General features: G+C 62.6%; 3 protein-coding genes and 1 pseudogene. 3 read left to right on the top strand and 1 reads right to left on the bottom strand.

The window, feature by feature from the left end; genetic code table 11:
• Positions 1-44: 44 nt before the first annotated feature.
• Positions 45-860, bottom strand: coding sequence for a helix-turn-helix transcriptional regulator (locus F0169_RS16290; RefSeq protein ID WP_058411223.1), 816 nt, complete (start codon positions 858-860; stop codon positions 45-47).
• A gap of 353 nt (positions 861-1,213) precedes the next feature.
• Between F0169_RS16290 and F0169_RS16285 the strand changes: the two genes are divergently transcribed.
• The 3 genes and pseudogenes from F0169_RS16285 to F0169_RS28060 form a co-directional block, all read left to right on the top strand.
• Positions 1,214-2,911 carry a cyclic peptide export ABC transporter gene (locus tag F0169_RS16285; RefSeq protein ID WP_152747075.1) on the top strand — a complete coding sequence of 566 codons (1,698 nt, stop codon included), beginning with the start codon at positions 1,214-1,216 and terminating at the stop codon, positions 2,909-2,911.
• Positions 2,912-3,384: 473 nt separating this feature from the next.
• The gene (locus F0169_RS28070) at positions 3,385-13,056 is read left to right on the top strand and encodes a non-ribosomal peptide synthetase (protein WP_152747074.1); all 9,672 of its coding nucleotides are present in this window, start codon (positions 3,385-3,387) and stop codon (positions 13,054-13,056) included.
• Positions 13,053-18,785, top strand: a pseudogene (locus F0169_RS28060) (amino acid adenylation domain-containing protein); the annotation flags it as partial. The gene F0169_RS28070 and the pseudogene F0169_RS28060, both read left to right, overlap by 4 nt.

The following is an 18,785-nucleotide window of genomic DNA, read 5'->3' as shown; positions in this document are numbered from 1 at the left end:
AAAGGGACCCGGGCATGCCTGAGCAACCCGCTTGTTGAGTTCTGCTAGGCACCGACCATCCATTTGGTCAGGCCGTGTCGACCGCTGACCCCAAGCTTTGCTGTCGCGCGCTTGAGATAGGTTTCGATGGAGCTTTTTTTAAGGCTGAGTTTTTCCGCTATTTCCGGCACGGTTTCACCGATCAGCAGGCCCAGGCACACTTCCTGCTCGCGGGTGGATAACGTGATGTCGCTCAGCATCAGGCGATTCTGAAACTCGTGCTGCATCTGAGTGTGTTCGTTGGCGGTCACCGGGGTGGTCATCCAACTGCCGAGCCTTTTCAGCGTGCTCTGGCGACTGAATTGCGCGTAGCTTTCGATCAGTGGCAGCAGCGCTTCAGAGAGATTCTTGAGCAGCGACAGCTCAGTCAGTGAAAAATCACGCAGCGTGTGAGACCGATATAAGGTCACCACACAGCGGCGTTTGGCTTTGCGCGACACCAGCATGCACTGGTGAGCCGCGACCCTGGAGGTAGCGCCATTGGCTGCGTTGCCCCGGTTATTCGCACGGATCAGCAACGAGTCCTCCATTTCAAACATCTCTTTTAACAACGGATGATCGTAATGGTGGCGGGTGCATTGAGGCGGCGGGATGACCGTTGGGTCGCCCGAGCTGCCGAGTTCCTTGATGTCCAACAGCATCGCCTGCGCGTCATCAATCGCCCACTCGCTGAGCGTCAGCGCGGTGATGGGCAATAACTTGCCGACCAGCTTCAACATGTTGAGCGCGAACAGGTCCTGATCAGTACTGGAAATCAACTCGCCGAGTATGAAATAGAAGTGCGGGCTATCAGCATTTTGAATACTGCTGGTCAGGTCCATAGTCCAATCATCCTTGATATCGACATTGTGTTCAGCGTCGGAGGCATTGAGAGGAAAAGCATTGCTCCCTCCTTTAAGTCTTACTGTCTGGGTCGGCATTAGGCCTCATGCACGCTGGCCTGGTCTGTAATGGAAAGCTGGGACATGTCTGCGGGCATTAAACGAAGACTGCAACGCCGCTGCGAAACCCTCCAATACGCCACGCTTTTCCTCGAAAAACGTTTTGTACAGGCTTTGGGGGACAGCCGTTTTTCAAGCAATCCGTACACTTGGCAGCCCCGGCACCCTGGCCGGTTGGAGCGGTTTGCCTGACGGGTCTGTCCCGGTCTTGAGTGTATTTGAGGAATGAATCCATGAAAAAAGAGCATGAGAACCCGCCCAAGCCAGGCTCGGTCTTGCGCCTGCTGTGGCAAAACCATCCCTGGCTGGCGTTCTTTTCATTGATCACCGGCATCGTCAGCGGCGTGGCAGCGATCGCCGTCATTAACGTGGTTAATCAGGCGATCTATGAGCAGGGCTCGCGGCTGCACTTGCTGTACTGGTTTATTGGCCTGAGTGTGCTGGCGTTGGCGTTTCGCAATGCGGCGACCTTGTTTCCCGCGTACGCCAACATGAAATTAATGACGCGCTTGCGCATTGCCTTGTGCCAGAAAATCCTCGCATCGCCGCTTGAAGAAGTCGACCGTCGCGGCCCGCCGAATGTGCTGACGCTGTTGACCACCGACATTCCGCAGCTCAACGCAACGCTGCTGGTGATGCCGGCGATACTGGTCGAGTCGACGGTGTTCATGGTTGGCTTGGCGTACCTCGCCTACCTGTCATGGACGGTATTTGCCGTGACCTTGGGGCTGCTGGTCGTCGGCGCCATGCTGTACGTTTTTCTGTTCCTGGGCGGCGTTAAGTTCACCGGCCGCGTGCGTGACGAATTCACCGCGTTCAACGAACACACGCACGGCCTGGTGTTCGGCCTCAAAGAGCTCAAGCTGAATGGCATTCGCCGCCGCTGGTTTGCGCGTTCCGCCATCAAAGAGTCGTCCACGCGGGTGGCACGGTTCAATTTCATCGAACACATGTGGTACCTCGGCGCCGAGAACATGGGCTTGCTCACCCAGTCGCTGCTGATCGGCAGCCTGGTATTCGCCCTGCCGTTTTTGATGGTCACCGACAGTCAAGTGATGACCGCGAGTGTGTTGACCGTGCTTTACATTCTGGGGCCGTTGGGGCTACTGATCAGTGCGATGCCGGTTGTCGCGCAGGGCCGGATTGCGGTCAGCCGGCTGGCGGAATTCGGCTTTCAGATCAATGAACGGCATGCTGATTCGGCTGAGCCGGACACCTCCAATGTGCTGCGCCTTGCGCACATCAAGCAGTGGCAACACATCGCGCTCAAGGGTGTGGTGATGAATTACCGGGGCCCGGATGCCGAGCGCGGTTTTGCCCTCGGGCCTGTCGACCTGACGATCAACAGCGGTGAGTTGGTCTACATCATCGGCGGCAATGGCTGCGGTAAAAGCACGCTGGTCAAGGCCTTGTGCGGATTGTATGTGCCTCAGGCGGGCGAGATTCTGGTCGACGGCGTGGCGGTGACCGACGAAACCCGCAGCGATTACCGTGACCTGTTTTCCGCCGTGTTCAGCGACTTCCACCTGTTCAACCGGCTGATCGGGCCGGATGGCGAAGAGGCAAGCCCGGCGCTGGCGCAAAAGTACCTGGCCACGCTGGGCCTGGAAGACAAAATCAAGATCGACGGGCTGGGTTATTCCACCACCAAAGAGTTGTCCTACGGCCAGCAAAAACGCCTGGCGTTGGTCTGCGCCTACATGGAAGACCGCCCGGTGTACGTGCTGGATGAGTGGGCAGCGGACCAGGACCCACCGTTCAAACGCTTCTTCTATGAAGAGTTGCTGCCCGACCTCAAGCGTCGCGGCAAGACCGTGCTGATCATCACCCACGACGATCAATACTTCCAACTGGCCGACCGTATCGTCAAGTTGGTCGATGGGCACATTGTGTCCGACGTGAGCGTCATTGCGCAGGATCGGCGCGCCTGATGTAAAACGCTGTACCTGTTCGCCTGATTGCCTGACGCCCGCCACCCTTTTGGTCGCGGGCGTTTTGTTTTTATGGATTTTAAAATCTATATAAAACAACAGCATAGATTGTTCATTGCGAAATATTTCACTGTCCCGTGAATGTCACGGATTCGGGTGACATACAGCCCAAAAGGCCGGTGCTTAAATTTGCCAATACCGTCTTCAGGTGACGCCTGTGCGTGGCCGTCCGGTGGTTTTTTGCAGAATTGGCGAGTGTCTGAGCCGCCCTGCAAACCTGACATTTTAGTGACAAAAACGCTGAGTTTCGCCTCAACCTCAATCGTTGTTGCGCGGTGATTCAGGTGGCACTGAAAAAACTCTGAGAAGGATTTTATGAAACGTTTTTCTGCAGTTGCCATGGGCGACCTCGTCGCGAAAAAGCTCCTTTCAAACACCGTTGTCATCGCACGTTTTGTCGCGCAGGTGGTTGCATGAATTCGCTTATCCAGATGCCCCGCACGTTGCCCCTGACCGCCGCGCAAAAAGCCATCTGGCTGGACCAGATCAGCCAAGCGGATTCGCCGCTGTACAACATCGGTGCCTACCTGGAACTCAACGGCCCGGTCAACGCGCAGCTGATGCAGCGCGCCGTCGAGTGGCTGGTGGCCAAACATGACGCGCTACGCCTTACGCTACTGAATGAAACCGACGCTGATGGCGTGCCGCTGCAGTACATTGCGGACTCGGTGCCGATCGAGGTGCCGCTGTTTGACCTGTCTGATCGGGATGATCCTGCCGCTAGCGCCGTGGCGCTGGTAGAGCAGCAGATGGCCAGGCCGTTCTGCTTGACCGAGGCGCCGCTGTTTCGCTTTTTCCTGATCAAGCTGGGCGAGGCGCATTACTACTTCGGCAACCATGCCCACCACATCATCCTGGATGGGTGGGCTTTTGGTGAAATGCTGCAATCGTTGGGTGGTATCTACACGCGCCTGGCCGAAGAGCAGCAGCCCGACATGCAGGCGACGTCTTACGTCGACTTCATCTTCGACGACGCGCGCTATCGCGAGTCGGCCCGTTACGCCAAAGACCGCGACTACTGGCAGGCGAAGTACCAGACGCTGCCGGAGCCGCTGTTTGCCGCGCGTCACCATGATCACTTTGCCAAGGGCAAGGCGCCAGGCTGTCATTACATTCGGCCATTCCCGGTGGCGCTGCACGCGCGCATGGGCGAGTTGGCAAAAGACTTTCAGGCCTCGACCTACCACGTGTTGCTGGCGGCGATGTACGTCTACTTCACCCGCGTTACGCAGCGTGATGAGTGGGTGGTGGGCCTGCCGTTGCTCAACCGTACGGCCAAATTCAAGGGCACCCTCGGCATGTTCACCCAGGTCAGCGCCGTGCGCTTCAGCCTGGGCCGCGAACTGAGCTTTGGCGAAGTGATTTGCGCAGTGCGCGATGTGCTCAAGCAGGATTACCGTCACCAGCGCTTCCCGCTCAGCGAGATGAACCTGCGCCCGGAAGCAGGGCAACTGTTCGACCTGACCCTGTCCTACGAGCAGGATGACCACCCGTTCCAGTTTGCCGGGCAGCGTGGCGACCTGGTCAAAGTCACCAATAATCACGAGCAAATGCCCCTGGCGTTTCACTTGCGGGCAAGCAACTACAAGGACAAGGCGTGGGCGCACTTCGTCTATAACCAAGCGTATTTCAATGCTGATGAAATCGAGGCCTTGGCCGAGCGCTTCACGTACGTGCTGGAGCAGGCGCTGGCGAATGCCGACCTGGCAGTGGGTGATTTCTCGCTGTGCACCGAGGCCGACCGCGCGTTGCTGCAACAGTGGAATGCCGAGGTGGGTTCATACCCCAGCGCTGACACGCTGCATGGCCTGTTTGAAGGCCAGGCTGCGGCCCGCCCGGATGCCACCGCCGTGGTGTTTGAAGAGCAGCGCTTGAGCTACAGCGAATTGAACCAGCGCGCCAACCAGGTCGCTCACCGCCTGCTGAACCTGGGCGTGCGCCCGGATAACCGGGTGGCGATTTGCGTGGAGCGCGGCCTCGACATGATTGTGGGCTTGCTCGGCATTCTGAAGGCGGGCGCCGGTTATGTGCCGATTGACCCGGCGTATCCGCAGGAACGCATCAGCTACACGCTGCAAGACAGTGCACCGTTCGCGGTGCTGGTGCAGCCCGCAACGGCGGCGCGGGTCGCCGAGCTGTCGGTGGCGGTGATCGACCTGCAAGCCATCGATGGCCCGGCAGAGGCGTTGAGCAACCCGCAGGTGCCGGGCCTGACGTCGGCGAACCTGGCGTACGTGATCTACACCTCCGGCTCCACCGGCTTGCCCAAGGGCGTGATGATCGAACACCGCAACGTGGCGCGGCTGTTCTCGGCCACGCAAGGCTGGTTCAAGTTCAATCATCAGGACGTGTGGGCGCTGTTCCACTCGTTTGCGTTTGACTTCTCGGTCTGGGAAATCTGGGGCGCGCTGGTGCATGGCGGTGAATTGTTGGTGGTGCCACAGCTCACCAGCCGCTCGCCGGATGACTGCTACGCGCTGCTGTGCAACGCCGGCGTCACGGTCCTCAACCAGACCCCAAGCGCCTTCCGCTCGCTGATCGCTGCGCAGCGCCAGAGCCCGCTCACGCATTCGCTGCGCCAGGTGATCTTCGGCGGTGAAGCCCTGGAGCCGGGAATTCTCAAACCCTGGTATGCGCGTGCGGCCAACGCCGCTGTGCAACTGGTCAACATGTACGGCATCACCGAAACCACGGTGCACGTTACCTATCGCCCATTGCAGCCCGAAGACGCGCAACTTGTGGGCACCAGCCCGATCGGTGTGCGTATCCCCGACCTGCGCCTGTATGTGCTTGACGCCCAGGGCCAACAAGTACCCCATGGCGTCGAGGGCGAGTTGTATGTCGGCGGTGCGGGCGTGGCGCGCGGTTACCTGAACCGGCAGCAAATGAACGCCGAACGTTTCCTCAGTGACCCTTTTGACAGCACGCCGGGTGCGCGCATGTACCGCACCGGCGACCTCGGCCGCTGGCAGGCGAATGGCACTATCGAGTACTTGGGGCGCAACGACGACCAGGTGAAAATCCGTGGTTTCCGTATCGAGTTGGGCGAGATCGAAGCGCGTCTTGCCGCCTGTGAGGGTGTACGCGAGGCGGTGGTGATTGCCCGCGAAGATGAACCCGGCGAAAAGCGTTTGGTGGCCTACCTGATCGCCGCCGACGGTGCCGACCTGAGTGCGGCCGATTTACGCGCGCAGTTGCAGGTGTCGCTGGCCGACTACATGGTGCCCGGTGCGTTTGTGATGCTCACACAGTTGCCGCTGACCACCAACGGCAAGCTCGACCGCAAAGCCTTGCCCGCGCCGGACAACAATGCCTTCGCCCGGCGTGACTACGAGGCACCGCAAGGTGCGCTGGAAACCACGTTGGCACGCCTGTGGGGCGAGCTGCTCGGCGTCGAGCGGGTAGGGCGCCACGACCAGTTCTTCGAGCTGGGCGGCCATTCGCTGTTGGCGGTCAAGCTGATCGAACGCATGCGCCAAGTCGGCCTGAATGCTGACGTCGGCGTGTTGTTCGGCCAACCCACGCTGGTTGCGCTGGCTGCCGCCGCAGGCAGCCGGCACCAGGTGCAGGTGCCGGCCAATCTGATCCCGGCCGATTGCAGCCGCATCACCCCGCACATGCTGCCGCTGGTTGAGTTACCCCAGGAACAGATCGACCTGATCGTCGCCGGTATTCCGGGCGGCGTTGCCAACGTGCAAGACATCTACGCATTGGTGCCGTTGCAGGAAGGCATCCTGTTTCACCACCAAACCAGCACCTACGGCGACCCGTACCTGCTGCAAGCTGTACTGCGCATGCGCAGCCGCGAGCAGGTGGCGGATTTTGCCGAAGCCTTGCAACAGGTCATCGCGCGCCACGACATCCTGCGTACGTCGGTGGCGTGGCAAGGCCTGGACGAACCGGTGCAAGTGGTCTGGCGCGAAGCGCGCCTGCCGGTGCAGTACGTGCAGTTGCAGGCGTCGCCCAAGGATGTGGTCACGCAACTGCAGGAGCGCTTCGACCCGCGCCACACGCGCATGGACCTTACCCGAGCGCCGATGATGGCGCTGAACGTTGCCGAAGACCTGGCGGGCGGCGGCTGGGTCGCGGTGTTGCAGTTCCATCACCTGATCGATGACGCCACCTCGCTGGCGCTGCTAGGCCAGGAAATCGAAGCGTTTTTGCACGGGCGCGGCGATCAGTTGACGCCGTCGGTGCCATACCGCAACTACGTGGCGCAAACCCGGCTGGGCATCAGCCAGGCAAGCCATGAGGCGTTCTTTCGCGACATGCTTGCCGACGTCGACGAGCCGAGCCTGCCGTTCGGCCTGCAAGATGTGCAAGGCGATGGCCTGGGCATCGAGCAGGCGAGCTTGCCGGTAGCGCCGCAGTTGGGCCAGCGCCTGCGCGCGCAGGCTCGCCGGTTGGGCGTGAGCAATGCCAGCCTGCACCACCTGGCCTGGGGCCAAGTGGTCGGGCATTTGTCGGGTCGCCGCGACGTGGTGTTCGGCACCGTGTTGATGGGCCGCCTGAGCAGCGGCGAGGATGCCGACCGTGCCTTTGGCATGTTCATCAATACCTTGCCGCTGCGCGTTGAAGCGGGCGAGCAGGGCGTTGAACGCGCCTTGAAAACCACCCACGCACGCTTGGCCGCGTTGCTCGGCCATGAACACGCGCCGTTGTCACTGGCGCAACGCTGCAGTGGCGTTGCCGCGCCCACGCCGTTGTTCAGCGCGTTGCTCAACTACCGGCACGCGGCGGTGGGCGCGCAATCGGCGGCGGACGCCGGCAAGGCACTGAACTGGGCCGGCGTCGAAATGCTCGGCGGCGAGGAGCGCACCAATTTCCCGCTGATGCTCTCGGTCGACGACCTGGGCGATGCCTTCGGTCTCAGCGTGCAGGCGGTGGCGGGCGTCGACCCGCAGCGCGTCTGCGGCTATATGCACCAAGTACTGGAAGCCATCGCGGACGCCCTGGAACACCAGCCGGAGCAGGCGCTGCACAGCCTTGTGATGCTGCCGCGCGCCGAGCAGCAATTGCTGCTGGCGGCGTTCAACGCGTTTGATGCCGACTACCCCGTCACCCCGAGCGTGCACGCGCTGTTCGAAGCGCAGGCGTTGCGCCAGCCCGAGACGATAGCGGTCACCTACGCAGGCCAATCGCTGAGCTACGGCGCGTTGAACGCGCTGGCCAACCAGATCGCCCACCGGCTGATCGCCGAAGGCATCGGCGCCAATGATCGGGTGGCGATCTGTGCCGAGCGCAGCCTGGAAATGATCGCTGGCCTGCTGGGCATCCTCAAGGCGGGCGCCGGTTACGTGCCGCTGGACCCAGCCTACCCCGACGAACGCCTGGCCTACATGCTGCAAGACAGCGCACCCAAAGTCTTGCTGACCCAACAGCGCCTGCAACAGCGCTTTACGCCGTCGCGGTCGCAGGTGTTGCTGTTGGACGCGCAGGCGCGTGCGGTCAACGGTATTCACGAGCAGCCAGAGTACAACCCGCAGGTCAGCGGGGTTGACGCCGATGCGCTCGCCTACGTGATCTACACGTCCGGTTCCACCGGCCAGCCCAAGGGCGTAGCCATGCCGCACGGCCCGCTGGTTAACCTGATGCAGTGGCAGATCGCGCAAACCCTGACCGACGGCCGACCGGCCCAGCGCACCCTGCAATTTGCCGCGCTGGGTTTTGACGTGGCCTTCCAGGAAATCTTCAGCACCCTGTGCGCCGGTGGCGAGCTGTCGCTGATCCATGGCGATGTGCGGCTGAACTTCCGTGAACTGTTCCGGCATATCTGCGAGCAAGGTATCCAGCGCCTGTATTTGCCGTGTATTGCCCTGCAAGCGCTGGCCGAAGCCGTGGCGGAAACCCCGGAACTCGGGCGCTTGCCGTGTGCGTTGAGCGATGTGATCACCGCCGGTGAGCAACTGCGCATCAGTGAGCAGATGCGCGCGCTGTTCCAGCGCTTACCCGGCTGCCGCCTGCACAACCACTACGGCCCCACCGAGTCCCACGTGACCACGGCACTGACCCTCGACGACGACGTTGGCGCATGGCCGCTGCTGCCGTCGATTGGCGTACCGGTGGCCAACACGCGCATCTACCTGCTGGACGAACAACTGCAACCGGTGCCGCTGGGCGTGGCCGGCGAGATTTACATTGGCGGTGCCTGCGTGGCGCGTGGCTATTTGCACCGTGATGACTTGACCGCCGAACGTTTCTTCGCCGATCCGTTCCAGCCGCAGGGCCGTGTGTACAAGACCGGCGACCTGGGCCGTTACCAGCGTAACGGTGAAATCGATTACCTGGGCCGCAACGACGGCCAGATCAAGATCCGTGGTTTTCGTGTGGAACTCGGCGAAATCGAAGCACGTTTGGCGCAGCACGCCGGCATTCGTGATGCGGCGGTATTGGTGCGCGAAGACAGCCCCGGCGACAAACGCCTGGTCGCCTACTTCACGGCGCAGGCCGAGCATGGACTGCCGGGGATTGACGGCCTGCGCGCGCATTTGCAAGCGCTGTTGCCCGACTACATGATTCCGGCGGCCTATGTGCAGTTGGCCAAACTGCCGCTGTCTCCCAACGGCAAGCTCGACCGCCGTGCCTTGCCGGTGCCGGATGTCGACGCGTTTGCCAGCCGTGAATACGCAGCGCCGCAAGGTGCTACCGAAACCACCCTGGCCGAGCTGTGGGCGCAGGTGCTCGGCGTTGCGCGCGTGGGCCGCCACGACAACTTCTTTGAGCTGGGCGGCCACTCGTTGCTGGCGGTCAAGCTCATCGAACGCATGCGCCAGCGCGGCATGAGCGCCGATGTGCGCGTGTTGTTCGGCCAACCGACGTTGCTCGCGCTGGCCGCGGCGGTGGGCGGCGGCAGTGAAATCCAGGTGCCGGCCAACCGCATTCCGCTCGACTGCGCGCAGCTTCGCGCCGACATGCTGCCGTTGATCAAACTGAGCCAGGGCGAGCTTGAGCGGATTGTCGCGCGGGTGCCCGGCGGCGCGCGCAATGTGCAGGATATTTACCCGCTGGCGCCGTTGCAGCAGGGCATTCTGTACCACCACATCACCAGCGAGCAGGGCGATCCGTATCTGTTGCAGGCCACCTTCAGCCTGCAAAGCCGCGAACAACTCGACACCTTCGTGCAGGCCTTGCAGGCCGTCATCAACCGCCATGACATCACGCGCACAGCGGTGCTCTGGGAAAACCTTGAGCAGCCTGTGCAAGTGGTGCTGCGTTGCGCCGAACTGGTGCTGGAAGCCCTCAGTTTTGATCCGGCCCAAGGCACTGTGCTGGAGCAATTGCACGCACGCTTCGACCCGCGCAAGGTGCGCTTGAACCTCAGCCAGGCGCCGTTGTTGCACCTGGCTTACGTGCACGATGAAGCCAACCAGCGCTGGCTGGCCATGTTGTTGTTCCACCACATCGCCATGGACCACACGGCGCTGGATGTGATCAACGAGGAAGTGCTCGCCTACCATAACGGCGGCTTCGCGCAACTGGATGCGGCGATGCCGTACCGCAATTACGTGGCCCAAGCCTTGCTCGGTGTGAGCCAGGCTGCGCACGAAGCGTTCTTCCGCGAAATGCTCGGCGACGTCGACGAACCGACCTTGCCGTTTGGTTTGCAGGAAGTGCAGGGCGACGGTCTGGCGGCCGCAGAGGCGAAGATCCAGCTGGATGCAAACCTGTGCCGGCGTCTGCGTGCGCAGGCACGCCACTTGGGTGTCAGCGCCGCCAGCCTGCATCACTTGGCGTGGGCGCGTGTGCTGGCCGCCGTCAGTGGGCGTGACGACGTGGTGTTTGGCACGGTGTTGCTGGGCCGCATGCAAAGCGGTGACGGCGCCGACCGTGCCTTGGGCATGTTCATCAACACCTTGCCGCTGCGCGTGGCGGTTGGCGCCCACGACGTGCGCGCCGGGGTGCGGGCCACTCATGCACGGCTGAGTGCGCTGCTCGGGCACGAACATGCACCGCTGGTGGTGGCGCAACGTTGCAGCGCGGTGCCGGCGTCGTTACCGCTGTTCAGTTCGATCCTCAACTACCGTCACAGCCCGTTGCTGGACAGTGCAGGGCCGCCGTGCTGGGCCGGTGCCGAAGTACTTGAAGTGCGCGAGCGCACCAACTACCCGTGCATGCTCTCGGTCGACGACCAGGGCGAAGGCTTCCTGCTCGGTGTGCAAACTACCGGTGTCGACGCCGAGCGCGTGGCGGCTTACATGCAAACCGCCTTGGGCAGCTTGGTGGAGGCGCTGGAGAGCGCGCCGCACACCACCTTGCAGCAGCTGTCGGTGCTGCCGGCCGCCGAACGTGAAACCCTGCTCGAAACTTTCAACGACACCGCCAGGGACTACCCGCTGCAACAGACGATTCATGCTCTGTTCGAAGCTCAGGTTGAGCGCACACCGGACGCCATCGCCGTTCAGGCCGAAGGTCAGCGCTTGAGCTACCGCGAGCTTAACCAGCGCGCCAACCGCCTGGCCCATCACCTGCGCGAGCAGGGTGTGCAGTTGGAGTCGCGGGTGGCTATCTGCGTCGAGCGTGGCATTGACATGGTCGTCGGCTTGTTGGCCATCCTCAAGTCCGGCGGCGGCTACGTACCGCTGGACCCGGCCTATCCGCCGGAGCGTCTGGCCTACATGCTCGACGACTGCACGCCCGCCGTGGTGGTGGTGCAAGACGCCACGCGTGGCTTGCTCGCAGAGCTTGCGGCGCCGGTGGTGAACCTCGACCAGAACACCTGGCAACAGCAGTCAGCGGACAATCCGCAGGTGCCGGGCCTGACCCCGCAGCATCAGGCCTACGTGATCTACACCTCAGGCTCCACCGGCAAACCCAAGGGCGTGCTCAACGAGCACAGCCCGGTGGTCAACCGCTTGCTGTGCATGCAGGACGCTTACCGCCTGGACAGCTCGGACGCGCTGTTGCAGAAAACCCCGTTCAGCTTCGACGTGTCGGTGTGGGAGTTCTTCTGGCCGCTGTTCACCGGCGCACGCCTGGTCATGGCGCGCCCTGACGGCCACAAAGACCCGGCCTATTTGTGCGAGGTGATCGAGGCCGAGCAGATCACCACCGTGCATTTTGTGCCGTCGATGCTCGATGTTTTCCTCGCCCACGGTGACGTCAGCCAGGCCGCCGGTCTGGTGCGCGTGATGTGCAGCGGTGAAGCGTTGCCGGGCAGCCTGGTGCGGCGCTTCAAGGCGCAATTACCGGGCAGTGCCTTGCTCAACCACTACGGCCCCACCGAGGCCGCCATCGAAGTGACTGCCTGGGATTGCAGCGGTGCGCTGACCGCGGATAACACGCCCATCGGTAAACCGATCGGCAACGTGCGCCTGTACATCCTCGACGAGCAACTGCAGCCGGTGCCTCTGGGCGTGCGCGGTGAGCTGTTCATCGGCGGCGTGCAAGTTGCCCGTGGCTACTTGAACCGGCCTGAACTGACCGCCGAACGTTTCCTCAAGGACCCGTTCAGCCCGGGGCGTATTTACCGCACCGGCGACGTCGCGCGCTTCTTGCCCGACGGCAACATCGAATACCTCGGCCGCAATGACGATCAGGTGAAGATCCGTGGCGTGCGTATCGAACTCGGTGAAATCCAGGCACGCCTGGCCGAGTTTCCGCAGGTGAATGACGCAACGGTTATCGCTCGCGAAGACGTACCGGGGGACAAGCGTCTGGTGGCTTATTACACCGGCATGCACAGCGCCAACGAGGCGCTGCGCGCGCACATGCTTGAGCAACTGCCCGAGTTCATGGTGCCGCAGGTGTTCGTGCACCTCGACGCCTTGCCGTTGAACCCCAACGGCAAACTCGACCGCAAGGCCTTGCCCGCGCCAGACCTCGGCTTGCTGCGCAGCCATGCGTACGAAGCACCGCAAGGCGACATCGAAATCGCCATGGCCAGGCACTGGATGGAGTTGCTGAACGTGGAACGCGTGGGCCGCCACGACAACTTCCTTGAGCTGGGCGGCCATTCACTGCTGGCGGTCAGCCTGATCGGGCGCTTACGCCAAGAGGGTATCGAGGCGAACGTCAAGGCGCTGTTCGAGCACTCGGCGCTGTGGGAATACGCGGCTATTACGCAACGAATGGAGATGGTCCTGTGAGTGTTATCGAACTGTTGGCGACACTGAAAGAAAAAGACGTACAGCTTTCCGTCAAGGGCGATCAACTGGTGTTGCAGGGCAACAAGCTGGCATTGAGCGAGCCGGGCGTGCTGGCCTCGCTGCGTGAGCACAAGGCTGCGCTGATCGCGTTGATCAATGCCGGCGAATACTCCGCGCAGCGTGCCGGGCACCTCGACGTGCCGGCGAATGCCATCGCCGCCGATTGCACGCATATCACGCCGTCGATGTTGCCGCTGGTGGAATTGAGCCAGCCGGCCATCGACCGTATCGTCGCCACGGTGCCGGGCGGTGCCGCGAATGTGCAGGATATTTACCCGCTGGCGGCGCTTCAGGAAGGCATCTTTTACCACCATGTCACCGCGCGCCAGGGTGATATTTACCTGATGCGCTCACAGTTTGCGATGGCCACGCGCGCGCACCTTGACGCGTTCGTTGTGGCCTTGCAGCACGTGGTTGACCGGCATGACATTTTGCGCACCAGCGTGGTCTGGGAAGGTTTGGAGGCGCCGGTGCAAGTGGTCTGGCGCCAGTCGCAACTGCTGGTTAACCAGGTTGAACTGGACGTTTGCGACGAGCCGGTGACCGAGCAGTTGTATCGGCGTTTCGACACCCGCGCCATGCACATGCAGCTGGGCCAGGCGCCGTTGCTGCGGGTGGTGATTGCTGAAGACCCGGCCAACCAGCGCTGGGTGGCGATGTTGCTGTTCCATCACATCGCCATCGACCATGTGGCGATGCAAGTGGTGTATCAGGAGCTGCACGCATATTTGAACGGCTATGCCGATCAACTCGGCCCAGCCGCGCCGTACCGCAACTATGTCGCCCAGGCGCGCTTGGGCATGACGGTGCAAGAACACGAGGGGTTCTTTCGCGACATGCTCGGCGACCTCGACGAGCCGACGCTGCCGTTCGGCCATCAGGATGTGCAGGGCGATGCGCACGTGGTCGATATTGAGCACTTGCTGGACGCAGGCCTGAGCCGCCGCTTGCGGGCTCAGGCGCGCCAGCAAATAGTCAGTGTCGCCAGTCTGCATCACCTGGCGTGGGCGCAGGTATTGGGGCGAATTTCCGGGCGTGATGACGTGGTCTTCGGCACCGTGCTGATGGGCCGCATGGGCGGCGCGCAGGGCAGTGAGCATGGCCTTGGGCTGTTCATCAACACCTTGCCGCTGCGCCTGGACGTGGGCGCACTGGACGTGCAAGCAGCGACCAAAGCGGCGCATGTGCGGCTGACGCGTTTGCTTGGGCATGAACACGCGCCGCTGGCGCTGGCCCAGCGTTGCAGCGGCGTGGCCGCGCCCACGCCGTTGTTCAGTGCGCTGATCAACTACCGGCAAAGCCCGGCGCCGGCCGCCAGTGCCCAGCACTGGGACGGTATTGAGTTGCTCGGCGGCGAGGGCCGCAGTAACTACCCGCTGGTGTTGTCAGTGGACGACGTGGGTGAGGATTTCAGCTTGACCCTGCAAGGGGTTGCCAGCATGCCGTTGCAGCGCATCCTCGGCTATTTGCTGACGGCGCTGGACAGCCTGGTGTGCGCGCTGGAACGGGGCCAGGCCACGCCGATGCGCGACTTGCCGATTGTGCCCGGCGATGAACTCGATACGCTGCTGACAGGCTTCAACGACACGGCCAGGTCTTACCCGCGCGGGCAGACGATTCATGCGTTGTTTGAGGCCCGCGCCGCAGCGCAGGCGCAGACGGTGGCGGTGCGTCAGGGCGAGCAGCAGTTGAGCTATCAACAGCTTAATGAGCAAGCCAACCAACTCGCCCGACAGCTGATTGCGCTGGGCGTTGGCCCGGATGATCGCGTGGCCATTTGTGCGCGGCGCAGTGTCGAGACGCTGGTTGGCCTGGTGGCGATTCTCAAGGCTGGCGCGGCGTACGTGCCGATTGACCCGGCCCATCCGCAGGAGCGCATTGCCTACCTGCTGCAAGACAGCGCGCCGGTGGCGGTGCTGGTGCAAACCGCCACCCGTGCGCTGGTCAGTGGGCTGTCGGTGCCGGTCATCGACCTTGATGCCGTCGATTGGCAGGCAGGCTTTGCCGCTGATCCGCAGGTGGCTGGCCTGACCCCGGCCCACCTGGCCTATGTGATTTACACGTCCGGTTCCACCGGCCAGCCCAAAGGCGTGATGGTCGAACACCGCACCCTCGAAAACCTGGTGAACTGGCATTGCGAGGCGTTCGACCTGCACCCTGGCGGGCACACCTCCAGCGTCGCCGGTTTCGGTTTCGACGCGATGGCGTGGGAGGTCTGGCCTGCGCTGTGCGTGGGCGCAACCGTGCACCTGCCGCCTGCGCAGCAAGCCAATGAAGACATCGATGCGCTGTTGCGCTGGTGGGTGGCGCAGCCACTTGACGTGAGTTTTCTGCCCACGCCGGTGGCCGAATACGCTTTCAGCCAAGGCATCGAACACCCCACGCTGAAAACCCTGTTGATCGGTGGTGATCGACTGCGCCAGTTCGGCACGTCCCAGCGTTTTAGGTTGGTCAACAACTACGGCCCCACCGAAGCCACGGTGGTGGCCACCTCCGGCGTGATCGAAGCCGGCAAAGTTCTGCACATCGGCAAGCCTGTCGCCAACGCGCAGGTGTACGTGCTCGATGCGCAACAGCAGCCCGTGCCGCAGGGTGTGGCCGGTGAGCTGTATGTGGCTGGCGCCGGAGTGGCGCGCGGTTACCTCAACCGCCCGCAAATGACCGCCGAGCGTTTCCTCAACGACCCGTTCAGCCACGAGCCGCAGGCGCGCATGTACCGCACCGGTGACCTCGTGCGCTGGCTGGCGGACGGCACCCTGGAGTACCTGGGCCGTAACGACGACCAGGTGAAGATCCGTGGCGTGCGCATCGAGCTGGGCGAAATCGAAAGCCGCCTCGGCGACTATGCGGCTGTCCGTGAAGCCGTGGTGCTGGCCCGTGACGGTCGGCTGGTGGCGTACTTCACCGAAAAACAGCCGGTCGATCTCGAGACCCTGCGCGGTTGGCTGCAAACACAGTTGCCGGACTACATGGTGCCGGCTGCCTATGTGCGGCTGGACCAATTGCCACTCACCGCCAACGGCAAACTCGACCGCAAGGCGCTGCCGGCGCCCGGCCTTGAGTCGGTACTCAGCCGCGAGTACGCAGCGCCGCAAGGCGAGGTTGAAACCACCCTCGCGCAGATCTGGGCAGACGTGCTCAAGGTTGAGCAGGTGGGGCGCCACGATCATTTCTTTGAACTGGGCGGCCATTCGTTGCTCGCCGTCAACCTGGTGGAGCGCATGCGCCAGGCCGGTTTGAGCGCCGATGTGCGCGTGCTGTTCAGCCAGCCAACCCTGGCGGCGCTGGCCGCTGCGGTGGGCGGCGGCCACGAGGTGGTGGTGCCGGCCAACCTGATTGTGCCTGGCTGTGTGCACATCACGCCTGAGCTGTTACCGCTGGCGGCCATCAGCCAGGCCGCATCGACCTGATCGTCGCTGCCGTCCCAGGTGGCGCGGCCAATGTGCAGGACATTTACCCGCTGGCACCGTTGCAGGAAGGCATTCTTTATTTGCACTTGTCGGCGCAACAGCGTGACCCATACGTGTTGAAGTCGCAGTTCGCGTTTGACGATATTGAGCGGCTGCACGCGTTCTGCAACGCCTTGCAAACCGTGGTTGACCGGCATGACATCATGCGCACCGCCGTACTCTGGGAAGGGCTGGAGCAGCCGATGCAGGTGGTGCTGCGCGATGCGCAACTGTCCATAGAACAGTTCGAACCCGCGTCAGGTGGCGCTTCGGTGGTCGACCAACTACGCGCCGATGTCGACACCCGCTACGCACGTTTGAACCTTAACCAGGCGCCGTTGATGCGCGTGGTGCATGCCTACGACCAGGCGCGCGGGCAGATCGTCGCGTTCTTCCTGTTCCACCACTTGGTGCTCGATCACACGGCACTGGAGGTGGTGCAGTCTGAAATGCACGCGTGTCTGCAAGGCCAGGCCGAGCGTTTGGGTGCAAGCGTGCCGTATCGTAATTACGTCGCGCAGGCGCGGCTGGGCGTCAGCGAGCAGGCGCATGAAGCGTTCTTTCGCGAGATGCTCGCCGACATCGATGAGCCGACGCTGCCGTTCGGGCTGCAAAACGTCGAGGATGACGGTGCAGGCATCGATGAGGCCTGCCTGACCCTCGACCACAACGTGAGCCGCCGCCTGCGCGCCAGCGCCCGTCAACTCGGGGTCAGCCCGGCAAGCGTGTTTCACCTGGCGTGGGCGCAAGTGTTGGGGGTTGTCGCGAATACCGACCGCGTGGTGTTCGGCACGGTGATGATGGGCCGCCTGCAGGGCGGTGAGGGCGCCGACCGTGCGCTGGGCATGTTTATCAACACGCTGCCGCTGCGCGTCGACATCGACGGGCAAGCCGTGCAGGCCGCGCTCAAGGCCACGCACCTGCGCCTGAGCGGCTTGCTCGGTCACGAACATGCCTCGCTGGCATTGGCGCAACGCTGCAGCAGCGTCGCGCATTCCACACCGCTGTTCAGTGCCTTGCTCAACTACCGCCACAGCGCAGCGCCGTCAGCGGCCGAACACACCGCGCAACAGCAGGCGTGGCAGGGCATTCAGGTGGTTGACGTGCATGAGCGCACCAACTATCCGCTGAGTGTGAGTGTTAACGACCTCGGCGAACAGTTCAGCCTGAGTACTTTGGCCGTGGCGTCGGTGGGGGCGCAGAAAGTCTGTGGTTATTTGAATACGGCCCTGGAGCAATTGGTCGAGGCGCTGGAGCACACGCCGTATGCAGCGCTGAACCGGTTGTCGATTCTGCCGGCGGATGAGCGTCAACAGGTGTTGGGCGAATTTAACGCGACGGCGCGTGTTTACCCCGACACGCAAACCCTTCATGCGGTATTCGAAGCGCGTGTCGCCGCCACGCCGGATGCGCTGGCCGCTGTGCAGGGCGAGCAACGCGTGGCCTATGCCGAGCTGAATACGCGGGCCAACCAGTTGGCGCATCACTTGATCGGCCTCGGTGTGCTACCGGGCGACAGCGTGACGATTTTGCTGGAGCGTTCTGTGGATTTGCTGGTGAGTCAGTTGGCAATCAGCAAGTGCGCAGCGGTTTACGTGCCGTTGGACGTTAACGCGCCCGCCGAGCGTCAGGGTTTTATGATTCAGGACAGCGGCGCGCATTGGTTACTCACGGCGACGTCGATTGAGGTGCCCGAGGGCGCCCATCGTCTGGACTTGGATACGCTGGATGTTACCCGTCAGCCCGGCCACAACCCGGCGCTTGAGCAGTCAGCCGAGACAGCGGCGTACATCATGTACACCTCCGGCTCGACTGGCACGCCGAAAGGCGTATTGGTCCCGCACCGTGCAATCACGCGGCTGGTAATCAACAACGGCTACGCCGAGTTCAATGAACATGACCGCGTAGCCTTCGCTTCAAACCCGGCGTTCGACGCCAGCACCCTGGACGTGTGGGCACCGCTGCTGAATGGCGGCGCGGTCATCGTCGTCGATCATGACGTGCTGCTGTCGCAACAGGCATTTGCCGATTTGCTCAGCGCAGAAGCAGTCAATGTGCTGTGGATGACCGCTGGCCTGTTTCATCAATACGCCGAGGGTCTGTTGCCGATTTTCGCCAAGCTGCGCTACTTGATCGTGGGCGGCGACGTACTCGACCCGAGCGTGATCGCGCGGGTGCTCAAAGACGGCGCACCGCAACACTTGCTCAACGGCTACGGCC

Source organism: Pseudomonas kitaguniensis (assembly GCF_009296165.1).
GTDB classification, from domain to species: domain Bacteria; phylum Pseudomonadota; class Gammaproteobacteria; order Pseudomonadales; family Pseudomonadaceae; genus Aquipseudomonas; species Aquipseudomonas kitaguniensis.
The sequence above is the reverse complement of the archived record's forward strand: the minus strand, read 5'-3'. Positions and strand labels throughout refer to the sequence as shown.

Bases quoted from the DNA above. Each gene is read 5' to 3' on its own strand.
- F0169_RS28070 (WP_152747074.1), top strand. From the start codon at position 3,385: ATGAATTCGCTTATCCAGATGCCCCGCACGTTGCCCCTGACCGCCGCG.
- F0169_RS16290 (WP_058411223.1), bottom strand. From the start codon at position 860: ATGGACCTGACCAGCAGTATTCAAAATGCTGATAGCCCGCACTTCTAT.
- F0169_RS16285 (WP_152747075.1), top strand. From the start codon at position 1,214: ATGAAAAAAGAGCATGAGAACCCGCCCAAGCCAGGCTCGGTCTTGCGC.